Annotated in this window: 7 protein-coding genes; 1 reads left to right on the top strand and 6 read right to left on the bottom strand. The window is 46.6% G+C overall.

All coding sequences use genetic code 11. From position 1 onward, the window contains the following. Positions 1–8: 8 nt before the first annotated feature. Entirely contained in the window at positions 9–3,239 is a 3,231-nt protein-coding gene (locus JHD69_RS07540) for a SusC/RagA family TonB-linked outer membrane protein (protein ID WP_199138939.1), read from the bottom strand. A gap of 233 nt (positions 3,240–3,472) precedes the next feature. Between JHD69_RS07540 and JHD69_RS07535 the strand changes: the two genes are divergently transcribed. After that, the gene (locus JHD69_RS07535; RefSeq protein ID WP_199138937.1) at positions 3,473–4,489 is read left to right on the top strand and encodes a LacI family DNA-binding transcriptional regulator; all 1,017 of its coding nucleotides are present in this window, start codon (positions 3,473–3,475) and stop codon (positions 4,487–4,489) included. 154 nt (positions 4,490–4,643) lie between these two features. Here JHD69_RS07535 and JHD69_RS07530 read toward each other — a convergent pair whose 3' ends face one another. The 5 genes from JHD69_RS07530 to JHD69_RS07510 all read right to left on the bottom strand — a co-directional run bounded on the left by JHD69_RS07530 (position 4,644) and on the right by JHD69_RS07510 (position 24,665). After that, complete coding sequence (locus tag JHD69_RS07530) at positions 4,644–5,078, bottom strand: nuclear transport factor 2 family protein (protein ID WP_199138935.1); 435 nt, start codon at positions 5,076–5,078, stop codon at positions 4,644–4,646. Positions 5,079–5,241: 163 nt separating this feature from the next. After that, positions 5,242–5,622 (bottom strand): response regulator, encoded by a 381-nt coding sequence (locus tag JHD69_RS07525; protein WP_199138933.1) that lies wholly within the window; start codon positions 5,620–5,622, stop codon positions 5,242–5,244. 43 nt (positions 5,623–5,665) lie between these two features. Then, the gene (locus tag JHD69_RS07520; RefSeq protein WP_233165768.1) at positions 5,666–7,657 is read right to left on the bottom strand and encodes an OmpA family protein; all 1,992 of its coding nucleotides are present in this window, start codon (positions 7,655–7,657) and stop codon (positions 5,666–5,668) included. 3 nt (positions 7,658–7,660) lie between these two features. Then, entirely contained in the window at positions 7,661–8,641 is a 981-nt protein-coding gene (locus tag JHD69_RS07515) for a PorP/SprF family type IX secretion system membrane protein (RefSeq protein WP_199138931.1), read from the bottom strand. Position 8,642: 1 nt separating this feature from the next. After that, a complete protein-coding gene (locus JHD69_RS07510) occupies positions 8,643–24,665 on the bottom strand; it encodes a DUF7507 domain-containing protein (protein ID WP_199138929.1) in 16,023 nt (5,340 codons plus the stop codon). Positions 24,666–25,094: the final 429 nt, after the last annotated feature.

The raw sequence follows: 25,094 nt of genomic DNA, 5'->3' as shown, positions 1-25,094 counted from the left end.
ATTGAGGATTAGAAAGTTAAGTTTAAACCTGCCAAAACAAACCTGCTGCGCGGATAAGCCGCATAGTCGATGCCTGGCGTTAACGGATTTGAACGGCGGGTATTGGCCTCAGGATCGTAACCGGTGTAATTGGTAAACGTGTAAAGGTTGTTTACGGTGGCGTAAACCCTTAACCTCGAAATAAAGCCAGTTTTTTTAAGCATTTCGCTTGGCAAAGTATAACCCAGCGTAACGTTGGTAATACGCAAGAAAGAACCATTTTCGATGGCATACGAAGTCAACGCATAGTTACCTGTGGTTGGTGTCCATAGCGTTGTATTGGCGTTCATAGCGGTGAGTTGCACCGGATCGGTTACTTTTACGCCATTGGCATCAAAGTTTCTCCACCTGTCGTTCATTACGGCCAACAGGTTGTTGTCTTTGACATTGTATTGCGAGGTAAACTCTACTTTGTTGGCATTGTAAACCTTGTTGCCTACCGAGAAGTTCATGAACACAGTCAGGTCGAAATTTTTATAGGCAAACTGGTTGTTAAAACCGCCTGTAAATTTAGGTTGCGAAGTACCCAACACGGTTTTATCGTCATCGCCGATAAGCATGCTCGACGAGCTCGACAGTTTTTTCACCTTCATATCGCCTGGTTGCGGATCTTTGTTGCCCAACAGTACGCGGCTGTTGGCAATGCCTGGCTTAAGGGTATAGGTATAAACACCAGTTGTGGTATTTTGGGTATAGTTAAAATCATCAACGGTATAACGGCCATCTGATACGAAGCCATAAAATTGGCCCACCGGCTTGCCTACTTCAACCTTGAAATCGGCCAAACTGTTTACCCAACCCGATTGTGCCACATAAGATTGTACGCCGTTTTGCAATTCCAATATCTTGTTTTTGTTAAACGAGAAGTTGATACCGGCATTATAGGTAAAATCCCTGGTTTTAACTACCTGTGCGTTCAACTGGATTTCCAAGCCTCTGTTTTGGGTTTTGCCCACATTTTGTTGCTGGGTGTTGTAACCGTTTATCGGCGGAATATTGGCATTGAGCAATAAATCCTTGGTCCGGTTGTCGTACAAATCCAAGGCTAACGAAACGCGATTTTTGAACAAATCGATATCAAAGCCCAAATTGCCCGAAATATTTTTCTCCCAGGTAATGTTAGGGTTGGCCAACACGCTGCCTGCAATAAGGCCAGTAGTAACCGAACCATCGGAGGCGGCATAGCCACCTGCCGTAGAGTTGGCCGTAAACAAGGTACGGAATAAATCTTGGCCTATTCTGTTGTTGCCGGCAATACCATAGCTGGCGCGTACTTTAAGGTTGCTCAGCCAATCCCATTTCAAATCTTTGATAAAATCTTCTTCAGATGCCCTCCAGGCTAACTGTGCCGAAGGGAAATTGCCCCATCGCTTGCCTTTGGCAAAAAACGAGGAACCATCTCTGCGGAAGTTCAAAGTAGCCAAATACTTGCCTAAATAGCCGTAAGAAGCCCTGGCAAAGAAAGAAAGCTGGCGCGAACCCGAAATGAGCGAAGTTGGCTTGTCTTGTACCGATCCTACCGGCGGTTCGGCCTTTTGGATGCTGGCAAAAGCCTCGTCGGCGCTAATATTAATAGGGAACCATTTGATGGTGCTGCTGTTCGATTTGATGTCTGATTTATTCAACTCTTCGCCCACCAAAAGGTCTAGACTATGGTCTTTGCCCAAATTTGGCCTGTAGTTTACGGTATTGGTGTTGATGAAAGTCTGCAGGTTCGAGTTATCTAGCGTAATGGCCGGCAATCCTGCATTGTTTCTGGCCAAGCCGCTTAAAGGACCGTTAAAACCATTGGTTTTCCTATCGGTAAAGTTCATACCCAAGGTCGACCTGAAGTTCAGGTTTTTTAAAATCTGATAGCTTACATAACCGCTGCTGATCAAATCGTTACGGTAATCGTACTTCAATTCTTGGTGAGCCAGCGAAATCGGGTTAGAGAGCTGTGTAGCCAGGTAATCGGCATCAAACAAATCGCCCGAATCGGAACCACCCGAATAAGGCTGGTAGCGCACCGAGTTTCTTAAGCGGTTGGTACCTTGCGAACCCGTGCTCGAAGTACCCACGCCGTCAACGCGTTGGCGACTATAGCGCACGTTAACGCCTACACGAAACTTGTCTGAAATGCGGTGATCGAAACGGAAAGAGGCAAAAGTACGGCGGAAGCCCGATTCGAGCATAATGCCGTCTTCCTGCATGTTGTTGAGCGTAAAATTATAGGTGGTTTTATCTGTACCACCCGAAAGGTTCAGGATTTGAGTATTGGAGAATGCCTGACGGCCAAATACTTTATCCTGCCAATCGATATTAGGTATGTTTTTATAGATGTCAAGATCATCCCAAGTACCATATTTTTTGGCAAAGGCATCTTTTACATCTTGGGCGGTATTGTTGTTGTATAGTTCGTATTGATAAGTCACAAACTCGTAAGGGTTCATCACCTTGAGTTCGTTTACAATTTGCCTCACGCCGGCATAGCCTTCCAGCGAAACGATGGTTTTGCCGTTTTTGCCACTTTTGGTGGTGATAATGACTACCCCGTTGGCACCACGGCTACCATAAATGGCTGTAGAAGCCACGTCTTTGAGCACATCAATCGATTGAATTTCGTTTGGAGACAAAACCGATAAAGCATTTTCTACCTGAATTCCATCTACGATGTAAAGTGGAGAATTGTCGCCGGTTAGCGAACTGCCACCCCTAACCCTGATCTGAATTTCGGCGCCCGGGCTGCCTTCGGTGGTCGTTACGGTTACACCAGCCAGCTTTCCAGCCAAGGCTTCGGCCGCGGTACCAACCGGAAACCCGGCCAGGTCTTTATCAGTTACCGAAGAAACAGAACCCGTAAGGGCTTCTTTGCGTACGGTGCCGTAGCCAATGTTGACTACCACTTCGTTCAGGGTAGTTGCATTTTCCTCTAAAGCTACATTAACCTGTTTTTTATCGCCTACTTCAACTTCTTTTTCGTTGTAGCCAATATACTTTACGACCAAGGTGGTGTTGCCTGTGGCAGGAATAGCGAGTTTAAAAACCCCATTGGCATCGGTACTGGTAGCGATTTTAGTGCCTTTGATCATTACCCCTACGCCGGGTAGCGTTGAACCGTTGGCCTTATCGGTTACCGTACCCGATATTTGTCTGGTTTGTGCCTTGGCTAAACTGATGCCCATAGCAAGCACACAAAAGAACAGTAAAACTTTTTTCATACATTATTAGGTTATTTGGTTGTTTCCGGTCGACCTTTAGAGTCTTCCATTAACAAGTCTACATTGTTTTTCTTAGAATGTAAGTGCGCTACAGGGTATAAATTTGTGCAATCGTTCCCGACAACGTTGCCAAAATCCAATCAAAAAAGTTATATTTAAACTTGTAAGAAAATCGTATTCTTATCGAAGCATTTTTTTATCCTCAAAAACCGTATAATTTATAGCGTTGAAGCATGTTCGAGCCCGTTACCATAAAAGATATAGCCAAGGCCCTGGGCCTATCCACTTCTACCGTTTCAAGAGCATTAAGAGATACCCACGAAATTAGCGTCGCCACCAAGAAAATGGTACTCGATTACGCCAAGGAAATCGGTTATCAGCCCAACCCCATTGCGCTCAGTTTAAAGGAAAGACGAAGCAAGTCTATTGGCGTGGTGGTAAGTGAAGTAGCCAACAGTTATTTTTCGCAAGCTATTAACGGCATCGAATCGATTGCTTACGACCGTGGCTACCACGTTATCATTTCGCAGACACACGAATCATACGATCGCGAGGTGGTAAACGTACAACATCTGGCTTCGCGTTCTGTTGATGGGCTTTTGGTTTCACTATCGTCGCAAACCAATGATATATCGCATTTAAAACAATTGCACGACAAGGGCTTGCCCATGGTATTTTTTGATCGCGTAGCGGAAGAAATCAATACGCACAAGGTTATTGCCAACAACGAAAAAGGGGCTTACGAGGCTACGGCTCACCTGATCAGGTCGGGCTATAAGCGCATTGCGCACTTAACCAGCTCTAGCCAGCTTTCTATCAGCATTGAACGCCTATCGGGCTACGAAGCGGCACTGAACGACCACGGCTTAACCGTAAATGCCAACTACATTAAACACTGCCCACATGGTGGGATGATTTACGAAGAAACCGAAAGCAAGATTAAGGAATTGTTAGCCTTGGATGAAAAACCAGACGCCATATTTGTAGCTGGCGACAGGTTGAGCACGGGTTGCTTAAGCGTTTTCAAGAATCTCAACATTTCTGTTCCTGGCGATATGGCCATTGCCGGTTTCAGCAATTCTGATGTGCTCGATTTGTTCAATCCTTCGCTCACCTCCGTACGTCAGCCCGCTTTTGAAATTGGCAAATTGGCCACGCAAATGCTCATTCAGCTGATTGAAGCAAAATATCCGGTTGAAGAATTTGAAAAAAAGGTATTAGATACAGAACTGTTTGTACGGCATGCTTAACTGCAAAAACACAAGCCAAAACCCATATACGCCATCTTGAACTTAACCATCTATCATTCTGTTACTTTTGATGGATTACAAAACTGCAGGCAGACAAATTGGGAAGCATTTCCCGATTAAATTTACAAATGATACGCAAGTACAGGCCAAAAGCCTAAGGTTGTGGCAACTTATAAGCCTGTCTGCCTAAAAGCTTCCACTCTTTGCCTTGTTTTTGCCAAACCAACAGAATGCCCAAATGCACTTCGCCGGGCTTGCCTCCATCGTTGGTTTTGGCATCGAGCTGATGACGGACCAATGCGGTGTTACCGGTTACTTTTACGGTTTGGTTGCTGAGGGTTATTTCCACAAAGTCGGATTTACCACTGGCAATCGTTTCTACAAAAGTGGCCTTATCTTCTAGTTTTCCGCTCGAATGGCCATAGCTCAAATCATTTGCGGCAATTTGTTCAAGCGCCTTCCTATCGCCACTGATCATGGCCAGCCTCATTTTTTCGACGGCGGCCAGTACGCCCTTTTCGGCAACGGTTTGGGCGTTTACAGCAAAATGGATGGTTAATGCGAAGATAAATACAGCTACTTTTTTCATGTTGGGCAATGTTTTCAAAATATTAGACAACGGCTAAAATAGCAAGCGACATCAACTTAAACAAGTTATGCGGCAATTAAATGGAAAGTTACAAACCTAAAAAAGCCTCTTAACCGAATAAGAGGCTCTGGAGATAAAATATGAGCATTTAACTTACAAAAGTTCAGATTACAGGCATCAGTGCATTTTTGTTGAGCGGTTTGGTAATGAGCCTTGATACGTTGGGATCGGCTTCCATCTGTTCGATATCGTTGGTGACTTCAGAAGCGGTAAGCACCACGATCCTGCAGGCATTTTTAACGGCATGCGGATAGTTGTTGAAGTGGCTTAAGAAATCGAAGCCGTTCAGTTCCGGCATGTCCAAATCCAAAAGGATCAGCGAGGGAATTGCCTTCAGGTTTCCTTGGTTCGAGTTGAGGTATTCAATGGCCGACTGTACGCTTTCCATCACCATGATCTCTACTTCGTCATAGCTGGTCCGCAATACCTGGGCGGTTATCATTTGGTCGATCGGATTATCGTCCACTATCATTATTCTGTTCATTAGCTGCATTTGCTTATATTTTAACTCCTGTTTAATTATCTCTTTATTGTTTGACAATGGTGAATTCTGTTCTGCGGTTCAACTGATGCTGCTCTTCGGTACACTCTACCCCGTTGGCGCATTGGTTGAGCAGCCTTGTTTCGCCATAGCCTTTGGCTTTGATCCTTACCTTGTCTATACCACGGCTAATGATATAACTCACGGCGGCATCGGCGCGGGCCTGCGATAGTTTCATGTTGTATTTATCGTTGCCTCTGCTGTCGGTATGTGAACCTAATTCGATCCAGATGGTTGGATTTTCCTTCATGATTTTTACGAGTTTATCCAATTCGATGGCTGCATCTTTCCGGATATTGCTCTTGTCGAAATCGTAGTAAATGTTTTCGAGCTTAATTTCCTTGAACAGCTCGATCGGATCGAGGTAGATGTTCTTTTTGAACACGGCTGATTTTTCGATGCCCACATTGCTGATGGTTTCGGTTTCGGCATTGCGGAAATCGGTTTTGGTGCCTTTGATAAAATATTCGGTATTTTCTTCGAGGTTGAATTTGTAACGGCCCTGGTCGTCGGTTTGAGCGCTGATGATGGTGCCATCGGCCTTGCTCAGGCTGACGATTACACCCGGCAATGGCAAGCCTGTTTTTTTGTCGAGCGCCACGCCTTCTAGCTTAAAGCTGAGGTTGGGGTTTAAAATGAAGCTGTAGATATCGTCGCTGCCATTCCCCCCTACGCGATCTGACGACAGCAGGCCTTCTTTTTTGCCGGTTAGGAAAAAGGCAAAATCATCTTGTGGCGAGTTGAGCGGATAGCCCATGTTTTTAGGCTCGGCCAATCCGTTGCCTCGTTTGGCTGCCTTAAATACATCCAAGCCTCCCATGCCTATACGGCCATCGGTAGAGAAATAGAAATTGCTGTCGTCATCAAAAAAAGGACTGCGCTCTGAGCCTTCGGTATTGATTTCTTCCAGGTTGATGGCCTTGCCCCAGCCGCCACCTTCGGTTCTGAAACATACATAGATATCGGTAAGCCCCTTGCCACCGGGCATATCGGAAACAAAATAAAGTGCGCCTCCATCCTTGCTGATGAACGGATCGCCTACCGAATATTCGTTTACATTGTTGTATTTGAAAGGCTGTACAGCACCCCACTTGCCGTTGGCGTCTTTTTTACTCGAATAAATTTCGACTCTTACGGTTTTAGGCACACCCTTTTCGCGTTCGATGAGTTCTGGAATACGGGTTAGCGTAAAATACATTTCGTTGCCGTCGGCGGTAAAAGTAGCGGCGCCCACATGGTATTCAGATCCGGCGTTAAACGGAAAAAGCGTTGCGCTATCTGTTCCCTTTTGGACATACAGGCGCAGGTAATTGTTGCCGGTCCAGCCATAAGTAACCTTATCAGGCGCAATGTTCGCTTCATCAAATTTCAGAAATGGCCTATTCTTCTTCACTTCTTCCTGCACCAATGCATTTCTTCTGTCGGATGTAAAAACAATGCCGCCCTGATAAGTTACTGCTCCCCAATCCTCACTCACACTATTGATATTTTTTTTATTGTTAAGCACCAAGCTTTTGGGGCTTTTCATCCAGCTCAATGCCGAGTCGCACGACAAAACGAGCATGCTCTTTTGCGTGGCAGGCAAATCCCTATTCAGCTCGCCGTATTTTTGGTACTGTATTTTTGCTTCAGCATATTTAGAATTGTTGCGCAAGGCATCTCCATAGTACAAAAAGGCTTCGGGCTTTGCTCCTTTTTCCTTAACCAGCATGGCGTACCAGCTTTCGGCCTGCGGATAGTCTTTGGTTAGTCTGTAGCAGGCGGCCAAACGCTCAATGGCATGTGTAGTTGGTTTTTTCTGATAGGCTTCGGTATACAAACCAATGGCTGTACTGTAATGGAAAAGCCTGAATTCTTCGTCTGCCTTCAGCAATACATACTGTGCCTTGGTTTGAAGGCCCATGGCCAGCAAACCTAAAAACAACCATTTGCCTCTGTGCATCATTTGATATTTTTTATTGTTCGTTTTGAGCTGCATTGTTTAGAAATATCTTGGAGTGAGCATTCTTATAATTTCTTTTGGCCTGATGGTTACACCTATCGAGATCTCGTGCGAACCGCCGCTATAACCGGCCAGTTTGCTGATCGACTGGTCGTAGGCATAGCCTACACGGACGGTTGGAGTGACATAAAAATCAACCATACCTACAATGGAATTGGTTTTTTGCAGGTCGTTTTGCAGGTAGCTCTTGTTGTAGAGCTTTACAGCCGTACGGTAGCTGCCACCAATCCAAAACCGGTTGCCAAAAAGCACAAAGGCATTTAAATCCAAGCTGGTTGGACCGCCACGGTCGTCTTTCAACAGGAACGACGGCTTAAGCTGCACTTCTTCGTTAATGGGCAACAACATACCGGCAGTAAGGTAGTAGTGTGCTTTGGGTGTTTGGAAGTAAACACTCAGGTTTTTCTTATTGATGATGTATTGTGCAATGAGGTTATCGACCGAGAAACCGGCATAAAACCTATCGTCTGAATAGAATACCCCAGCACGGGCATCGGGTGCAAGTACGTTCTGGTTGTTTACCGGAATGTAGTTGTCGCCTGCATCCCTGGCATTCAGTTTTTCGCCATCAAGGCCTTGCTGCATAACGCCAACGCCCAAACCAAACGCCAGGCGCGAATCTTCAGACTGTCCTACTCTTAAACGATAGGCATAGCTGGCATAGGCCGATACGTTGCTCTGGGCCCCGAGCTTATCGCTCGATACCTGAAAAGCTAAGCCTACGTTGCCCTGATTGGCAATGGCATCAACGGCCAGCGACATGCTTTTAGGCGATCCGGTAATGCCTGTCCATTGGTTTCTGTAAAAACTATGGATGTTCAACTGCTCTTTATAACCTGCATAGGCAGGATTGATATACACACCATTGAACATATATTGGCTATATTGTGCATCTTGCTGCGCCCTGCCCACGAAGGCAGCCACTAGCAATGCGAATAGGAAGAGACCTTTCTTTATCATCTTAGTTATTTCTTAATAATGTGATGTAACCTTTTGATACCGACCAATTACCTTTCGAATCTTTTACTTTGAGCAAGTAGTAATAGGTACCTTCATTGAGTCCGTTACCATTCCAATCGTTTTTGTAAGCGCCATTGCTATGGAAAACCTCATTGCCCCAACGGTTAAAGATTCGGATATTGTTTTCTGGATAAAGCTCCAGCCCATCGATTACGAAGGTGTCGTTCTTGCCATCGCCATTTGGCGTAATTACATTTGGTTTGGTATTGAATACAAAAATTTCCTTGAGATCGGTTGCTGTATTGTTCGCTGTATTTGGATCGCCTTCTAAAGCTTTTACACTAGCGGTATTGCTGATGATACCCCCTATGTTCGCTTTTACTTTTAAGGTAAGTGTTGCCGTTGCACCCGCAGCCAATGTACTGATGTTCCAGCTCAAGGTGGCTGTGCCGTTGCTGAAGCTGGCCGTACCTGCAGTAGCTTGGTTTGATACGTAGCTTAACCCGGCTGGCAATACATCGGTAACTACCACGCCATTGGCTGTAAAGAAACCATTGTTTTTAATGGTAATGGTGTAATCGAATGGCGTATCTGTTCCGGTCGGCGTATTATGGTCTGACGTTTTGGTAATCGACAGATCGTTCATGATGGTTGCCGGAATTGGCGTGGTGGTTGGCACGTCTCCCACAGTGGTCAGGTCTGGCGTAGCAGTTGTTACTTTTACGGTGTTAGCCAAAGGTTGCGCTGCCAGGCTTGGGCTCGACGAACCATTATCTGTTTTTACGGTTACCTCGAAAACCACTTGTGCGCCATTAGGCATCAGGGCTATGGTTTGGTCTAAGTTGCCCATGCCGCTGGTGTTGGTTAAAGTAAAACCTGTTGCTGTTGCTTTCCATTTGCTAATGCTTGTACCTGCAGGAGCATAGTCGACCACCTTTACATTGCTGGCCGCACTTGGGCCGTTGTTGGTTATGGTAATGAGGAAAGGCACTTCATCGCCAGGCACATAAGAGGTCTGCGCAGTGTTTTTCAACGTTTTTACCGTAACCAAATTGGCATTAGGTGTTAATACCACTACCGTTGGATCATCTGGTTCAGGCGTATTCGGATCATCTGACTTAGGTTTCGAAACGGTATTATTTGCCGGATCTTTTCCGGTAACGCTAGCCTGGTTGCTGAAAGTACCCACATTAATCTCCGCCTGTGTCAAGGTGTGTTTAGCAGTCACGGTAACCGAAGCACCAGGCAATATCGAAGCGATGCTTGCTGGCAAAATGCTGCCGGCATCGGCACCGGCATCGGCTACGACAACATTGGTCAGCGTTACGTTTCCTGTATTTTTTACCACCAAGGTATAGTTGATTACATCGCCTGCCTTGATGCCCGAGTTGTTAGCTACCTTGGTTAAGGTCATTGATGGTGTTGCACCAATTTTTACAACTGTTGGATCGTTGGCCGCCGGCGTATTCGGATCGTCGGACACCTTATTGACGTTATTGCCTTTCGGATCTTTGGCTGTTGCATTCGCCTGGTTGCTAAAGCTTCCTGCATTTACTTCGGCCTGCGTTACAGTATGCTTGGCTGTTACCGTAGCTGTTTGGCCTGGCAAAATCGAGGCAATAGTAGCTGGTATAATACTTCCGGCATCGGCTCCGGCATCAGCAACTGTTATATTGCTTATGGTAACGTTACCTGTATTTTTAACCACCAAGGTATAGTTGATCACATCGCCTGCCTTGCTCACGGCGTTGTTGGCCACCTTGGTGAAGGTCATGGCCGCCGTACCATCAATTGTGGTTACCGTTGGGGTATTGTTGGTACCATCGGTTCCAGAAATATCGGTAATGGTATTGCCTGCCGGCGATTTGGTAGTTACCGTGGCGGTATTGGTTACCGCACCCAAATCTTTATCAGCCTGCGTTAAAGTATAAACTTCGGTTTGCACTATACTTGCGCCTACTGCCAAAATACCAGGAATGATTTTGTTGAGGCCTAATTTCGTGTCGTTCAACAATATATCGCTCAATGGCACGCTACCCGTATTGGTAATAGTGAAAGTATAGGTAATCTGGTTTTTATCGGCACTGATTGCAGCCGTTTTAATCAGACTTACCCCACCCTTGAGCACGGTAGTCGTAGTGGTAGCGGTATTATTGCTCGGATCAGGGTCTGTGGTACCCGATGCCACATCAACGCTTGCCGAGTTCAAAATGTTAGCCTGGGCAAAGTTTGGTGCAATGGTACCGGTTACGGTTACCGTTACTGTTTGATTGGCCAATAAATCGGTACCAATGGTAAAGGTATGACCGGCCGCATCGTAAGAACCACCTGTTGCGCTATAGGTTATATTTTCTAAACCTGCAGGCAGGTTTTCGGTCAGTCCGATTACCTTGCCAGCCAACAACGTTGCCGGACCCATGTTTTTAATGGTTAGCAAATAGCTGATGCTTTCGTTAGGTTCTACCCCTGCTTTGTTCGCTATTTTGGTAATCGACAGGTCTGTTATCCAATTTGGCACCTCTACGGTTACGGTAGTATTGTCTTTTTTGCTGGCATCCAGCTTATCGGTAATTTCGTAGTGCAAGGTATAGCTTCCAGGCAATGTACCTGCAGCCACGTTAACCATGCCTGTGGCCGGATCAATGTTTACTTTCGGATTACTGGTTGAAAGCTGTACAATATTAACTGTTCCTGCAGTAGCTTTTGTACCGCCATTATAGGTATCGTTAGTCAGGATATTGGTTACGGCAACTCCTCCGGTAAATCCGTTGGCGGTACCTTGATCTGGCAAAGCCGCAATAGCACCGGTAGTTACCGTAATGGTTACCGTAGCCTGTTTGGTCTGGCCAGGATTCAATTTATCTTCTATCTGATAAACGATGGTGTAAGTACCTACCGGCGTGTTTGGCGCCACATTTACCGCTCCTGTTGTTGGATCTAAGGTTACATTAGGATTGCTGGTTGATACCTGCGTAAGGGTTACATCAGCCAAAGTGGCCGGATTGCCGTTGTAGGTATCGTTAGCCAATACGTTGGTTACTGCAGTGCCACCGGTTAAGCCGTTGGCAGTACCGTTGTCATTGCTGGCTACCATAGCTGGTGCGTTTACAGTAATGGTTGCAGTAGCCTGTTTGGTTTGGCCGGGATTTAATTTATCCTCGATCTGGTAAACCACGGTATAAGTTCCAGCAGGTGTATTTGGTGCTACGTTTACTTTGCCTGTGGCTACATCTAAGGTTACATTAGGGTTGCTGGTTGATACCTGGGTAAGGGTTACGCTAGCTAAAGTTGCCGGATTGCCATTATAGGTATCGTTCACCAATACATTGTTGATAGCCGTGCCTCCACTAAGTCCGTTGATGCTGCCATTGTCGTCGTTGGCCATCATTACAGGCGCATCTACCACTACGGTGATGGTTGCCTGTTTGGTTTGGCCTGGGTTCAATTTATCTTCGATCTGGTAAACCACGGTATAGCTTCCGGCCGGCGTATTTGGCGCTACGTTTACTTTGCCGGTAGCCGGATCTAAAGTTACATTCGGGTTGCTGGTCGATACCTGGGTAAGGGTTACGTCAGCCAAAGTAGCCGGATTGCCATTGTAGGTATCGTTGGTTAATACATTGTTTACCACGGTGCCACCTGTAAGGCCGTTTATTGTACCGCCATCGTTGTTAGCCACCATGGCCGGCGCATTTACCGTAATGGTTACTGTAGCCTGTTTGGTTTGGCCTGGATTTAATTTATCCTCGATCTGGTAAACCAAAGTATAAGTACCTGCAGGCGTATTTGGCGCTACGTTTACTTTGCCAGTAGTCGGATCTAAAGTTACATTCGGGTTGCTGGTCGATACCTGGGTAAGGTTTACATTAGCCAAAGTGGCTGGGTCGCCGTTGTAGGTATCATTCCACAATACATTGTTTACGGCAGTACCGCCAGTCAGGCCATTTACAGAACCACTATCACCAGTGGCTACCATCATTGGTGCAGTAACCGATATGGTTGCCGTTGCTTGTTTGGTTTGGCCGGGGTTCAATTTGTCTTCGATCTGGTAAACCAAGGTATAGGTTCCGGCTGGCGTGTTTGCTGCTACATTTACTTCGCCAGTGGCTACATCTAAGCTTACGTTAGGATTGCTGGTCGAAATTTGGGTAATGGTTACGTCGGATGGCGTAGCTGGATTACCGTTGTAGGCATCGTTCCAAAGCACGGTGTTAATTGCCGTACCGCCAGTTAAGCCATTTACAGAACCGCTGTCATTAGTAGCCAACAACGACGGCGCCGTTACAGTGACAATAGCCGAGGCCTGCTTGGTTAAGCCTGGGTTTAATTTATCTTCGATTTGGTAAACTACAGTATAGGTTCCGGCAGCTGTATTTGGTGCTACGTTTATCTTGCCTGTAGCCGGATCAAGCGTAACATTAGAGTTTGTGGTCGAAATCTGACTGAGGTTGACCATGGCTAAAGTGGCTGTGACACCATTATAGGTATCGTTGTTCAGCACATCTGGTATAGCGGTACCGCCAGTTAAACCGTTTACAGAACCGCTATTGTCTAAAGCAACCATAGGCGGAGCGGTAACCGTAACCATAACCTGAGCTTGCTTGGTCTGCCCTGGATTTAGCTTGTCTTCGATCTGATAAACCAACACATAATTTCCTGCTGGCGTGTTTGCTGCTACATTTACTTTGCCAGAAGTTACATCCAAGGTTACGTTTGGATTATTGGTTGAAACCTGGGTAAGGTTTACATTAGCCAAAGTGGCCGGACCCCCATTGTAAGAATCGTTGTTCAATACATTGTTTACGGCTGTTCCGCCAGTCAATCCATTTACCGAACCACTGTTGTTTAACGCATTCAATGCCGGGGCGGTAACCGTAACGCTTACCGTGGCCTGTTTGGTCAAACCTGGATTTAATTTATCTTCTATTTGGTAAACCAAGGTATAAACACCTGCCGGCGTATTTGCAGCTACATTAACAGAGCCATTAGCTGGATCGATAGTTACTTTAGGGCTGGTGGTAGAAACCTGGCTGATGGTTACATGACCAACTGTTGCCGTTGCACCGTTGTAAGTATCGTTCAATAATACATTGGCTACTGCAACGCCACCTGGCAAGCCATTTACTGAACCGCTATCGTTAGAAGCGGCCAATGCCGGAGGATCGACAGTAATGGTTACCGTAGCCTGTTTGGTTTGACCAGGATTTAATTTGTCTTCAATTTGGTAAACCAAGATATAAGTACCTGCCGGTGTATTTGGCGCTACGTTTACTTTGCCTGTCGCTACATCCAAAGTTACATTAGGACTAGTGCTTGACACCTGTGTAAGGTTCACATCCGCCAAGGTAGGCGTATGGCCATTATAGTTGTCGTTGGCCAATACATTGTTAACCGGCGTACCTCCTACTAAACCATTGATCGATCCAGAATCATCCGAGGCAATCATTGGCGCCGCACTTACGTTGATTGTTACGGTAGCCTGTTTGGTCAAAGTTGGATTTAATTTATCGGTAATTTGATAAACCAAGGTATAAATGGCCTCTGGAGTTCCTGGAGCTACATTGACCTGACCAGTTGCAGGATCTAAGGTTACGTTAGCACTGGTTGAAGAAATTTGCGACAGGGTTACATTGGCCAACGTCGCTGGGTTGCCATCGTATTTGTCGTTAATCAATACATCTGCAACAGCCGTTCCGCCGGTAACTCCATTAATTGCACCTGCATCGTTTAGGGCTACCATTACTGGTGCCGTTACGGTAACGGTTACTGTAGCCTGTTTTACCTGCGTCGGATCTAACTTGTCTACGATTTGGTAAACAAGCATATAAGTACCAGCTGTAGTTCCAGGAGCTACCTTTACCTGACCAGTAGTTGCATCAAGCGTTACATTGCTGTTGGTGGTCGAAACCTGCGAAAGGTTAACATTAGCCAAAGTGGCTTGCGCACCGCCATTGTAGGTATCGTTGGCCAATACATTGTTAACTACCGTACCGCCATTCAGACCATTAATGCTACCGGCATCGTTGGTTGCCGCAATGCTTGCCGAAGCCACGATTACGGAAATGCGGGCTGTTGAGGTTTTGCTGTTATCCAACTTGTCGGTAATGGTATAATCGATAAGATAGGTTCCGGCTGGTGTATTTGGCGCAACCGTTACCTCGCCTGTTGCTGTATTTAAGGTTACCTTGCCACCGCTGGTATTGCTGGCCGGAACTTCTGCAATGGTTACATTGCTCAAGCTAGCACTTGCACCGCCGTTATAGGTATCGTTGGTTAGGATATCGGCAATAGCCACGCCGCCATTAACCGTATTGGCTGTACCGGCATCGTTGGCTGCAAAAACTGCACCCGAGGCAACAGTTACGGTAATACGGGCTGTTGAGCTTTTGCTGTTATCCAACTTATCGGTGATGGTATAATCGAGAGTGTATACTCCTGCAGGTGTATTTGGTGCTACTTTTACCGAACCATCGGCCGTATTCAGGGTTACTTTGCCTCCGCTGGTGTTGCTGGCCGGAACCTCGGCAATGGTTACATTGCTTATGCCTGCCACCACGCCTCCGTTGTAGGTGTCGTTGGTTAGGATATTAGCAATTGCCGTACCGCCATTTACCGAGTTTGAGGTACCCGAATCATTCGAAGCTAGAATAGCGCCTGATGACACTGTTACCGTAACAGTAGCGGTTGAGGTTTTGCTGTTATCGAGTTTATCGGTAATGATATAATCAAGGGTATAAACACCCGCTGGCGTATTTGGCGCTACTTTTACCGAACCATCGGCCGTATTCAGGGTTACTTTGCCCCCGCTGGTATTACTACCGGCCACTTCGGCCAAAGTTACATTGGTTAAAGTTGGTGCCGAAGATGTACCGTTGTATTTATCGTTGGCTAGCACATTGCCAACTGCAGTACCGCCATTCAGCGTATTGGCACTGCCCGAATCGTTCGAGGCCAGTAGCGCTCCGGAAGAAACAATCACAGTAACTGTAGCGGTAGAAGTTTTGCTGTTATCCAGCTTATCGGTAATGGTATAATCTAAAGTATAGGTACCAGCTGGTGTATTTGCGGCTACCCTTACCGAACCATCGGCTGTATTCAAGGTTACTTTGCCTGCACTCGTATTGCTACCAGCTACTTCGGCTAAAGCTACATTAACCAAACTTGGTGCCGTAGCAGTACCATTGTATTTGTCGTTGCTAAGCACATTGCCAACTGCAGTACCGCCGGTTACGCTATTGGCTGTGCCATTATCATTAGTGGCCACCAAAGTACCCGAAGCTACGGTAATGGTAACAGTAGCGGTTGAGGTTTTGCTGTTGTCGAGCTTGTCGGTGATTTTGTAGTCGAAAGTATATACACCCGCCGGAGTATTGGCGGCTACATTTACAGAGCCATTGACAGTATTCAAAGTTATCTTGCCGGCGCTGGTATTGCTACCGGCCACTTCGGCTAAGGTTACATCGGTTAAATTTGGAGCTGATGAAGTGCCGTTGTATTTATCGTTGGTTAATACATTGGCAATTGGCGTACCGCCGGTTACGCTATTGGCGCTTCCATTATCGTTAGTCGCCACCAAGGCACCCGAAGCTACGGTGATGGTAACGGTAGCGGTCGAAGTTTTGCTATTGTCGAGCTTGTCGGTGATTTTGTAATCTAGTGTATAAACACCAGCCGGCGTGTTTGCCGCTACGTTTACCGAACCATCGGCAGTATTCAGGGTTATTTTGCCGGCGCTGGTATTGCTACCTGCCACTTCGGCTAGCATTACATTGGTTAAAGTTGGTGCCAATGCAGTTCCATTGTACTTATCGTTGGCCAATACATTGGCCACTGCCACTCCACCTGTAACGGTATTAGCCGTACCGGCATCATTGTTTGCAGTTAGTGTGCCCGCACCTACGGTTACTGTAACGGTAGCCGTTGAGGTTTTGCTGTTGTCGAGTTTATCTGTAATCTTATAATCGAATGTATAAACACCCGCTGGCGTGTTTGGTGCTACATTTACCGAACCATCGGCAACATTGAGGGTTACTTTGCCTGCGCTGGTATTGCTGCCTGCCACTTCGATCAAGGTTACGTTGGTTAAGCTTGCCGAAGTGCCACCGTTATAAGTATCATTAGCCAATACATTGGCAATAGCAGTGCCACCGGTTACGGTATTGGAGGTTCCCGAATCACCAGTTGCTACAATTGCACCAGCTCCAACCACTACGGTTACAGTTGCGGTTGAGGTTTTGCTGTTATCAAGTTTATCGGTAATCGTATAATTTAAGGTATAAGTACCTGCCGGAGTGTTTGCAGCTACTTTTACTGAGCCGTCGGCAGTATTCAGGCTTACTTTGCCTGCGCTGGTGTTGCTACCTGGTACTTCAGTAATGGTTACATTGGTTAAAGATGGCGCATTTGAAGTGCCATTGTACTTATCGTTTGCCAACACATTGCCGACTGCCGTACCGCCTGTAACCGTATTCGCAGTACCGTTATCGTTGGTGGCCACCAGGGCGCCAGCTGCTACAGTTACGGTAATGGTGGCGGTTGAGGTTTTGCTGTTGTCGAGCTTATCGGTGATCTTATAATCGATGGTATAAACCCCAGCCGGAGTATTCGGAGCTACGTTTACCGAGCCATCAGCTGCATTAAGGGTTACCTTGCCTGCACTGGTGTTGCTGCCGGCTACCTCAGTAATGGTTACATTGGCCAAACCTGGGGCAGTAGCAGTACCGTTATATTTATCGTTCGCTAAAATATTTGCAATGGCAACACCGCCAGTTACCGTATTCGAAGTTCCCGAATCGTTGGTAGCGGTTAATGTGCCAGCGCCTACGGTTACCGTAATGGTTGCTGTAGAAGTTTTGCTGTTGTCGAGTTTATCAGTAATCTTATAATCGATGGTATAAACCCCAGCCGGAGTATTTGGCGCTACGTTTACCGATCCATCGGCTACATTTAAGGTTACCTTCCCTCCACTATTATTGCTACCCAATACTTCGGTTAGGGTTACATTGCTCAAGCTTGCCGCACTGCCGCCATTGTAGGTATCATTGCTTAATATGTTGGCAATAGCAACACCTCCGGTTACGGTATTTGCAGTACCTGAGTCGTTGGTTGCTGCTATGGCACCCGATGCCACAGTTACGGTAATGGTAGCCGTAGAAACTTTGCTGTTATCGAGCTTATCTGTAATGGTATAATCAATTTTATATACGCCAGCAGGAGTATTTGGCGCTACCTTCACTTCGCCTGTAGCGGTATTCAGGGTTACTTTGCCGCCACTGGTATTGCTACCCGACACTTCGGCCAAGGTAACATTGCCAAAATTTGCCGCACTGCCACCGTTGTAGGTATCGTTGGTTAAAACATTGCTAACTGCTGTACCACCGGCTACCGAATTTACGCTTCCAGAATCGTCGGTTGCCAACAATGCACCGGTACTTACCACTACTTCTATACGTGCAGTAGAGGTCTTGCTGTTGTCAAGTTTGTCGGTAATGGTATAATCGATGTAATAAGTACCCGCCGGGGTATTTGGCGCAACCTTTACTTCGCCTGTTGCTGTATTGAGAGTTACTTTGCCTGCACTGGTATTGCTACCAGGCACCTCGGCAATGGTTACATTTGAAGTTGTAGCTGGTAAAGAAGTATTATAAAGATCGTTTGCCAGGATATTCGAAATCGCAGTACCACCGGCAACCGCATTGGCAGTGCCACTATCGTTGGTGGCAATCAAATCGCCGTTTACTACGTTTACCGTAACAGTAGCGGTCTTTACATTTCCCGGATTTGCGATATCTTCAATCTGGTAAACCAAGGTATAAGTACCTACTGGCGTATTTGGAGCTACTATCACTTTTCCCGTAGCTTCATCCAACATTACCTTAGGACTGCTGGTCGAAACCAAAGTCAAGGTTACGTTGCTTAAAGTAGCAGGATTGCCATTGAGTTTATCATTGGCCAACACATTATTTACTGCTGTACCGCCAGCTACCGCATTTGCCGAGCCTGAATCATCTGCTGCATAAACACCAGTTGGCGTAACGGTTGGCGTGTTGTTATTTGTGGCCGTACCCGAAATATCGGTTACATTGTTGTTCTGAGGATCTTTACCTGTAACTGTTGCACTATTGCTTACGCTACCCCCTACCTTTTCTGTATTCGAAATGCTATAAGTTGCGGTAGCGGTGGCAGTGGCGCCTGGTGCCAAGGTTGATGGCGTAACCGTAATCGGACCGGTAACCTTGCTATCAACAATACTTAAGTTATTTAGCGTCACGTTACCTTCGTTTTTAACCGTAAAATTGTAGGTAATGGTGTTGCCTGAAAGGTTAAGTGAACCGGTTTTAACCAGGCTAACGGCAGCATTCAGGTTTAAGGTCGCCTCGGCGGTTGCACTTTGGCCAGCAGGAATTTCGGTTGTTTTAACCGTAGCAGTATTGGTAATCTTGCCGTTTGCAGTTGGATTACCGTTGTTATTCAAATCGCTTTGGGTTACGGTATAGCTACCGGCATAAGTCCAGGTTTCGCCCTTTTCCAAAATAGCATCTTGGTTGCCACCCGTTTTAACAGGCGAAGTCAAGGCTCCACCCAGCAACGGATCGCTGACAACCACGTTATTCTGATTGGCATTGCCTGTGTTCACTACCGTGATGGTATAATTGATCACGGTACCAGCAACAGTTACTGAACTGGTATTTGCAGTTTTAGTAATCGAGATCGAAGAACAAACTGGCACTGTTACTGTAACCGTAAAGGTGCTGCCTGCACAAGTACCCGCACCCGATGCAGTTGGCGTAACCGTATACGTTACGGTTTGAACCGTTGTACTGGTATTATATAAAGTTTGGTTTATCGAATTTCCAGAACCGGCCGTCTCGCCAATTACATTGGGGTTAGAACTTACTGTCCAAGCAAACGAAGATGCTACAGCGTTACCTCCATTGGCCGTATTGTTTACGTTGGCCTGTAAATTATAAGCCAATACGCCGGTGCAATTTAACGTAACGGCATCGTTAAATCCCTTAGGTGTTGAATTTACGGTAATCGTAGCCGTACCACTTTGCGCATTGATACAAGTGGTAGCACTGGCATCTTTTACACTCACCAAAGTGTAGGCAAAAGTTCCGGTGGTTCCTGTTGGCTGTGCCACGGTTACACTATTGCCACTGGTGGTGGTCACGGTCAAATCGGCACCGCCATTAATTTTATAAGTGAAGGTATATGGAGCCGTTCCGTTGGCCCCAGTAAAAGTTACGTTTGGCGCCGTGGCATTCTGACACACTGTTGCGGTTCCGCCGATGGTTGCCGTTGGCAATGGATTAACCGTAATGGTTGCTGTTCCGCTTTGTGCGTTCGTACAAGTTGTTGAACTGGCATCTTTTACACTGACCAAAGTATAGGTAAATGTTCCGGCGGTTCCTGTTGGCTGTGCTACGGTTACGCTATTGCCACTGGTAGTGGTAACGGTAAGGTCGCTGCCATTGTTAATTTTATAGGTAAAGGTATACGGTGCGGTTCCATTGGCACCGGTAAAGGTTACGTTTGGTGTTCCCGCATTCTGACAAACAGTTGTTGTACCAGCAATACTTGCCGTTGGCAATGGATTAACCGTAATGGTTGCGGTTCCGCTTTGTGCGTTCGTACAAGTTGTTGAACTGGCATCTTTTACGCTAACCAAAGTGTAGGCAAAAGTTCCGGCAGTTCCAGTTGGTTGCGCTACAGTTACACTATTGCCACTGGTGGTGGTTGCGGTCAAATCGGCACCGCCATTAATTTTGTAGGTAAAAGTATAAGGAGCGGTTCCATTGGCGCCCGTAAAGGTTACATTCGGAGTTGCTGCATTTTGACAAACCACTGTGGTTCCGCCTATGGTTGCTGTGGGCAACGGATTTATTGTAATGGTACCGCTCAATGAAACCGCAGCACATGGCGCAGTTTGTCCGGTAGTTGAAATAGTATAATTTGAAGTCGAGGCTACTGCACCGCTTATGGTTACGGTTTGGTTAGTGGTGTTAATCGTATAGTTTGTTGCGGGCAAACCAGTAACCGTTACATTTGTTGCCGATCCACCATAAGTATAAACAACCGGAGAAACACTAGCTCCGGCACAAATCGCCTGACTGGCCGATCCACTGGTCAACACTAAAGTAGCCGCTTGGCTTACGGTAATGATACCGCTCAAGCTAACCGGGTTACATGGCGCTGCCTGACCGGTAGTATTAATTACATAGGTTGAAGTAGCCGCTACCGCACCTTTAATGGTTACTGTTTTATTGGCGGTATTAATGGTATAATTTGCCGCCGGCACACCAGTTACTGTTGCCCCTGTTGCCGATCCGCCATAAGTATATACAATATCGCTCATGCTGCTTCCGGCACAAATGGTTTGATCTGCCGTTCCGCTGGTCAATACCAAAGTGGCTACCGGATTAACCGTTACTGTAACCGCCGTACTGGTGTTCGAGGCACATGGCCCTGAAGTCACAATCCTGCGGTATTGCGTCGTTTGACTTAAAGTAGCAGTGGTATAATGCTGGCCGTTATTTGTGCCACTGGCAGCTGCCCAGTTGTTCCCGCCATCGGTACTTTGCTGCCACAAATAGGTGTAAGTACCATTGCCTCCAGTTGGTGCCGCGCCGGTTAAACTTGCTGTACTTCCGGCACAAATGGTTTGTGTACCCGAAATGGTATTGTTGCCGATTACTGCATTAACAGTTACATCAAAAGTAAAGGTATTGCCGCTGCAACCATTATAAATTGGTGTTACGGTATATCTTACCACAGCATTTGCGGCCGTGGTATTGGTTAGGGTTTGACTAATTGGCGAACTTACCGGTGTTGATTGGTTACTAAATCCGCTTGCCGTACCACTTTGCAAAGCTGCTGTCCAAGTATAAGTGGTACCTGATACGTTGCTGGTAGGATTGACACTGAATGAAGAACCTGTACAAATGGCCGCCGGATTAGTTGCACTTGCCGTTAAGGTAGGCACAACCGTAACCGTAATGGTAAAAGAACTGCCCGAACACGACGAATAAGTAGGCGTAACCGTATAAGTTACCGTAGCTACCGTTGTACCTGTATTGGTTAAGGTTTGGTTAACCGAACCCTGGTTTGTTCCTGCTGTAGTTCCACTTACCGTACCTCCAGTGACCGTTGGTGCCGACCAAGTATAAGTAGTACCGGTTGGTACGTCAATCGGGGCAAAATTAAAATTACCGGTTTGGCATAAGGTATAAGTTTGGTTATTAACCGCTGGTTTTGGAGTTACCGTAATGGTTGCAGTTGTTGAATAGGCATTGGTACAGCCATTACCGCTCACTACCGCCCTAAAAATAGTAGTAGCCTGAATATTGGTATACGTATAAGTATTGGTGGTATTGGCAATGTTAGACCAAGTGTTGCCGTTGTCTGTTGAAGCTTCCCAACGTACCACACTAGCTGTAGTGCTACCCAAAGTAAGTGTACCTGTAGTACCCGAACAAACCGGCGATGAGCCTGTAATAACACCCGTAGCTGTTACCGTTACGGTATGAGTAGCCGATTTAGTGCCACAAACTCCGGTGGCCGTTGCCGTAATGGTAGCCGTACCGTTAAAAGTAGACGACCAGGTAACCACACCGGTAGAAGAATTGATTACGCCTGCACTGGAAGGACTAATGGCATAGCTCATACTCGAACTATTGGCAGCCGTAGCCGTGTAACTTGTAGTACCCGGCGCCTGACAACGTGTAGAAGTTGAACCCAATGCAAATACAGGCGTACCCACATCTCCGTTTACCGTAATGGTACCTGTAGTAGAAACCGTGGTAGAACCACTGATAGAATTTACGGTATAGGTAAAAGTTTGTGTACCGCTTGCTGGCTCTGTTGGCGTACCGCTAATGGTAAAGGTTTTTGTACTTGAATCATAGACGCCATTTACACCTGCCGGCAAACCCGATACCGTTCCATTGGTGCTTCCACTTAAGCTATAGGTAATATTGGTAATGGCACCGCCTTTACAAATAGATTGCGCGTCGGTACCATTGGCACTGGTTAGTGTAATGGAAACCGGTGTAGGCGTAACCGATGAAGTATTGTTTGAAAGAACTGGATCAGCCTGCGGGCCAGAAATGGTAGCCGTATTGGTATAGTTTCCGGTGCTCTTAACAATTGCCGAGATAGTTAATGTCAACTGCTGTCCAGGATTCATGGCACCAATAGACCATAAACCGGTAGTTGGATTATAAGAAGTGCCCGGCGCTGGATTGCTCGACACATAAGTGTAGCCCGAAGGCAAAAGATCATTCACCGACACGCCTATAGCGTTGCCCGTACCTGTTACCGTTCCAGAAGCTGTGCTTGAATTGGTGGCCTTGATGGTAAACACCACGGTCGAATTAACGGCCGGCGTAGGGTTGCTGATGGTTTTGTTAACGTATAAATCAACGTTGCAAAGTGCCAATACAACAGGAATAGATTGCGCGCTATAGCCACAATCTAGTTTGGAAGTCACTGTATAAGAACCTGAAACAGCCGCTACATAAGTATTGCTGGTTGCACCACTAATCGGATTGCCATCTAAATACCATTGGTAAGGTGGCAAGCTGGAAGGATCGGCGGTTAAAGTAGCCGAAGCACAATCAGATTGCGTATAAGTAGGTTTTAAGGCCTGCTCTGGCAATGGCGACAAGAAGTTCGACATCGAGAAACCACCGCCCGATTGCACCATCGCTACCGTCAATCTCGAATCACTGGTTAAGGTAAAAGAGTTTGGCGATCCGATATTGGTGTTCGTAAAATCAATTACATAAGCACCTGAGCTACCCAACTGACGACGAGCGCCTGATAAGGTTTCGATATCAACATTGGTATACGAAGGCGAGCCGCCTGTGGTAGTCAAATAAACTTTCTCAGTTGGGCTTTTGGTAATGATATAGGCAAAATAAGGAAGATCGCTACCTGTATAATCCCTAAACTTATAGGTTTCGGCCTTTAATGAGCCTCCGCAACTAGAAATCGGGGCGAGTGTAGCCACATCAACTTCGCAGTTGTTGGCCGTACCCGAATAAGCTACGATGTTTTTGGTAGCCACGATACGAGAACCAGAACCTTGATCGCCGGTTTGCCCCGAACCCGAGCCCGAACCTGCAACACCGTTGGCAAAAGTTACAAAGCTACCCGCAGCCACCAAATTATAGGTATTTGCCGATTGCAATACACCGGCCGAACTGAAGTCGTAAACCGTTACACTGGTGTTGGCTTCGGTAGCCACAATGGTGGTTTGCTCGGCCGTATTGTTGCCGGCACCACGCACTACAATGTATTCGCTACCTAATGAAGTAATCGGCGGTACCGGGTTAAACGCACCATCGCCACAACCGGCGGGGGCATCAACGTTGATACCGGTATTCATTACCGCCGGGCCCGATGTTTCTACCAAACTACCCAAAGTCGCTTGTAGAATATAGCTTTGACCGGCATTTAACGTGGTCACTGCCGTTCCGTTTAATTTAACTGTAGTACCATCATTGATTGCCATGACCGAATAAACCGGCCTTTTAGTCGATGTTGCTGTACTTACGCCATTTAAATCGCCATCCCTGTAATAACCTACCCTAAACGAAGTACCAATGGCTGGATCGCCAAAACTGAACAGCGAAGCATTGCCCTTGATATATTGATCTGATGCAGAACCGCCGCTCAAATTATCGGAAGCTACGTTCCTGATGTTAACAGAAATGGCGTTGTTTGCCGAAACGATCAGGCCGGCACCATTAAGCACGGTGTTCAATGCGTTCCTGTTTAAACCAACCGGACTGCCCACAAAACGATAAACCGCCGGATTACCAGGGGTTGGATTCAAGGTCGTTACCGAGGTACCGTCGCTTTTCTTTACGCTAACCGTAGTTCCAGCAGTGTTGGTTGTAACCACCAATTCATTGGCATCGCTCCAATATTGCCATGGAGCAGGCGCAATGTAGTGCGTTTTGTAGGTTTGTGCCTGAACAGGATTAGACAGCAGCAAACAAAAGGCAATAATTGCCATCAATATCAAAAAGCCTAAAGAAAGTTGCCTTTTTAGGTGATTTGTAAAGGAAAGTGGTAAATTTCTAATCATAATGGCGTAGGAGAATGTCACGTTATTCGTACGCACTTATTCAAAAGAAACGCCATATTGCCAGCCATGGCCAGAACGGCTATAGCAGAAAGGAGTAGTACCAAAAGAATCAGCCCTGGTACTAACAGGAGCACCTTATTTTAACTCATTGTTAATATTTGAAAATGTTTCCACATAGCTCGACCTCAAAACTGTCTCTTATACACATCTGACGCTGCCGACGAACCACGACATGTGTAGATCTCGGTGGTCGCCGGGTCATTAAAAAAGGGGGGGGGGGGGGGGGGGGGGGGGGGGGGGGGGGGGGGGGGGGGGGGGGGGGGGGGGGGGGGGGGGGGGGGGGGGGGGGGGGGGGGG

This window comes from Pedobacter sp. ASV12, assembly GCF_016429155.1.
Taxonomy (GTDB): Bacteria; Bacteroidota; Bacteroidia; order Sphingobacteriales; family Sphingobacteriaceae; genus Pedobacter.
The sequence above is the reverse complement of the archived record's forward strand: the minus strand, read 5'-3'. Positions and strand labels throughout refer to the sequence as shown.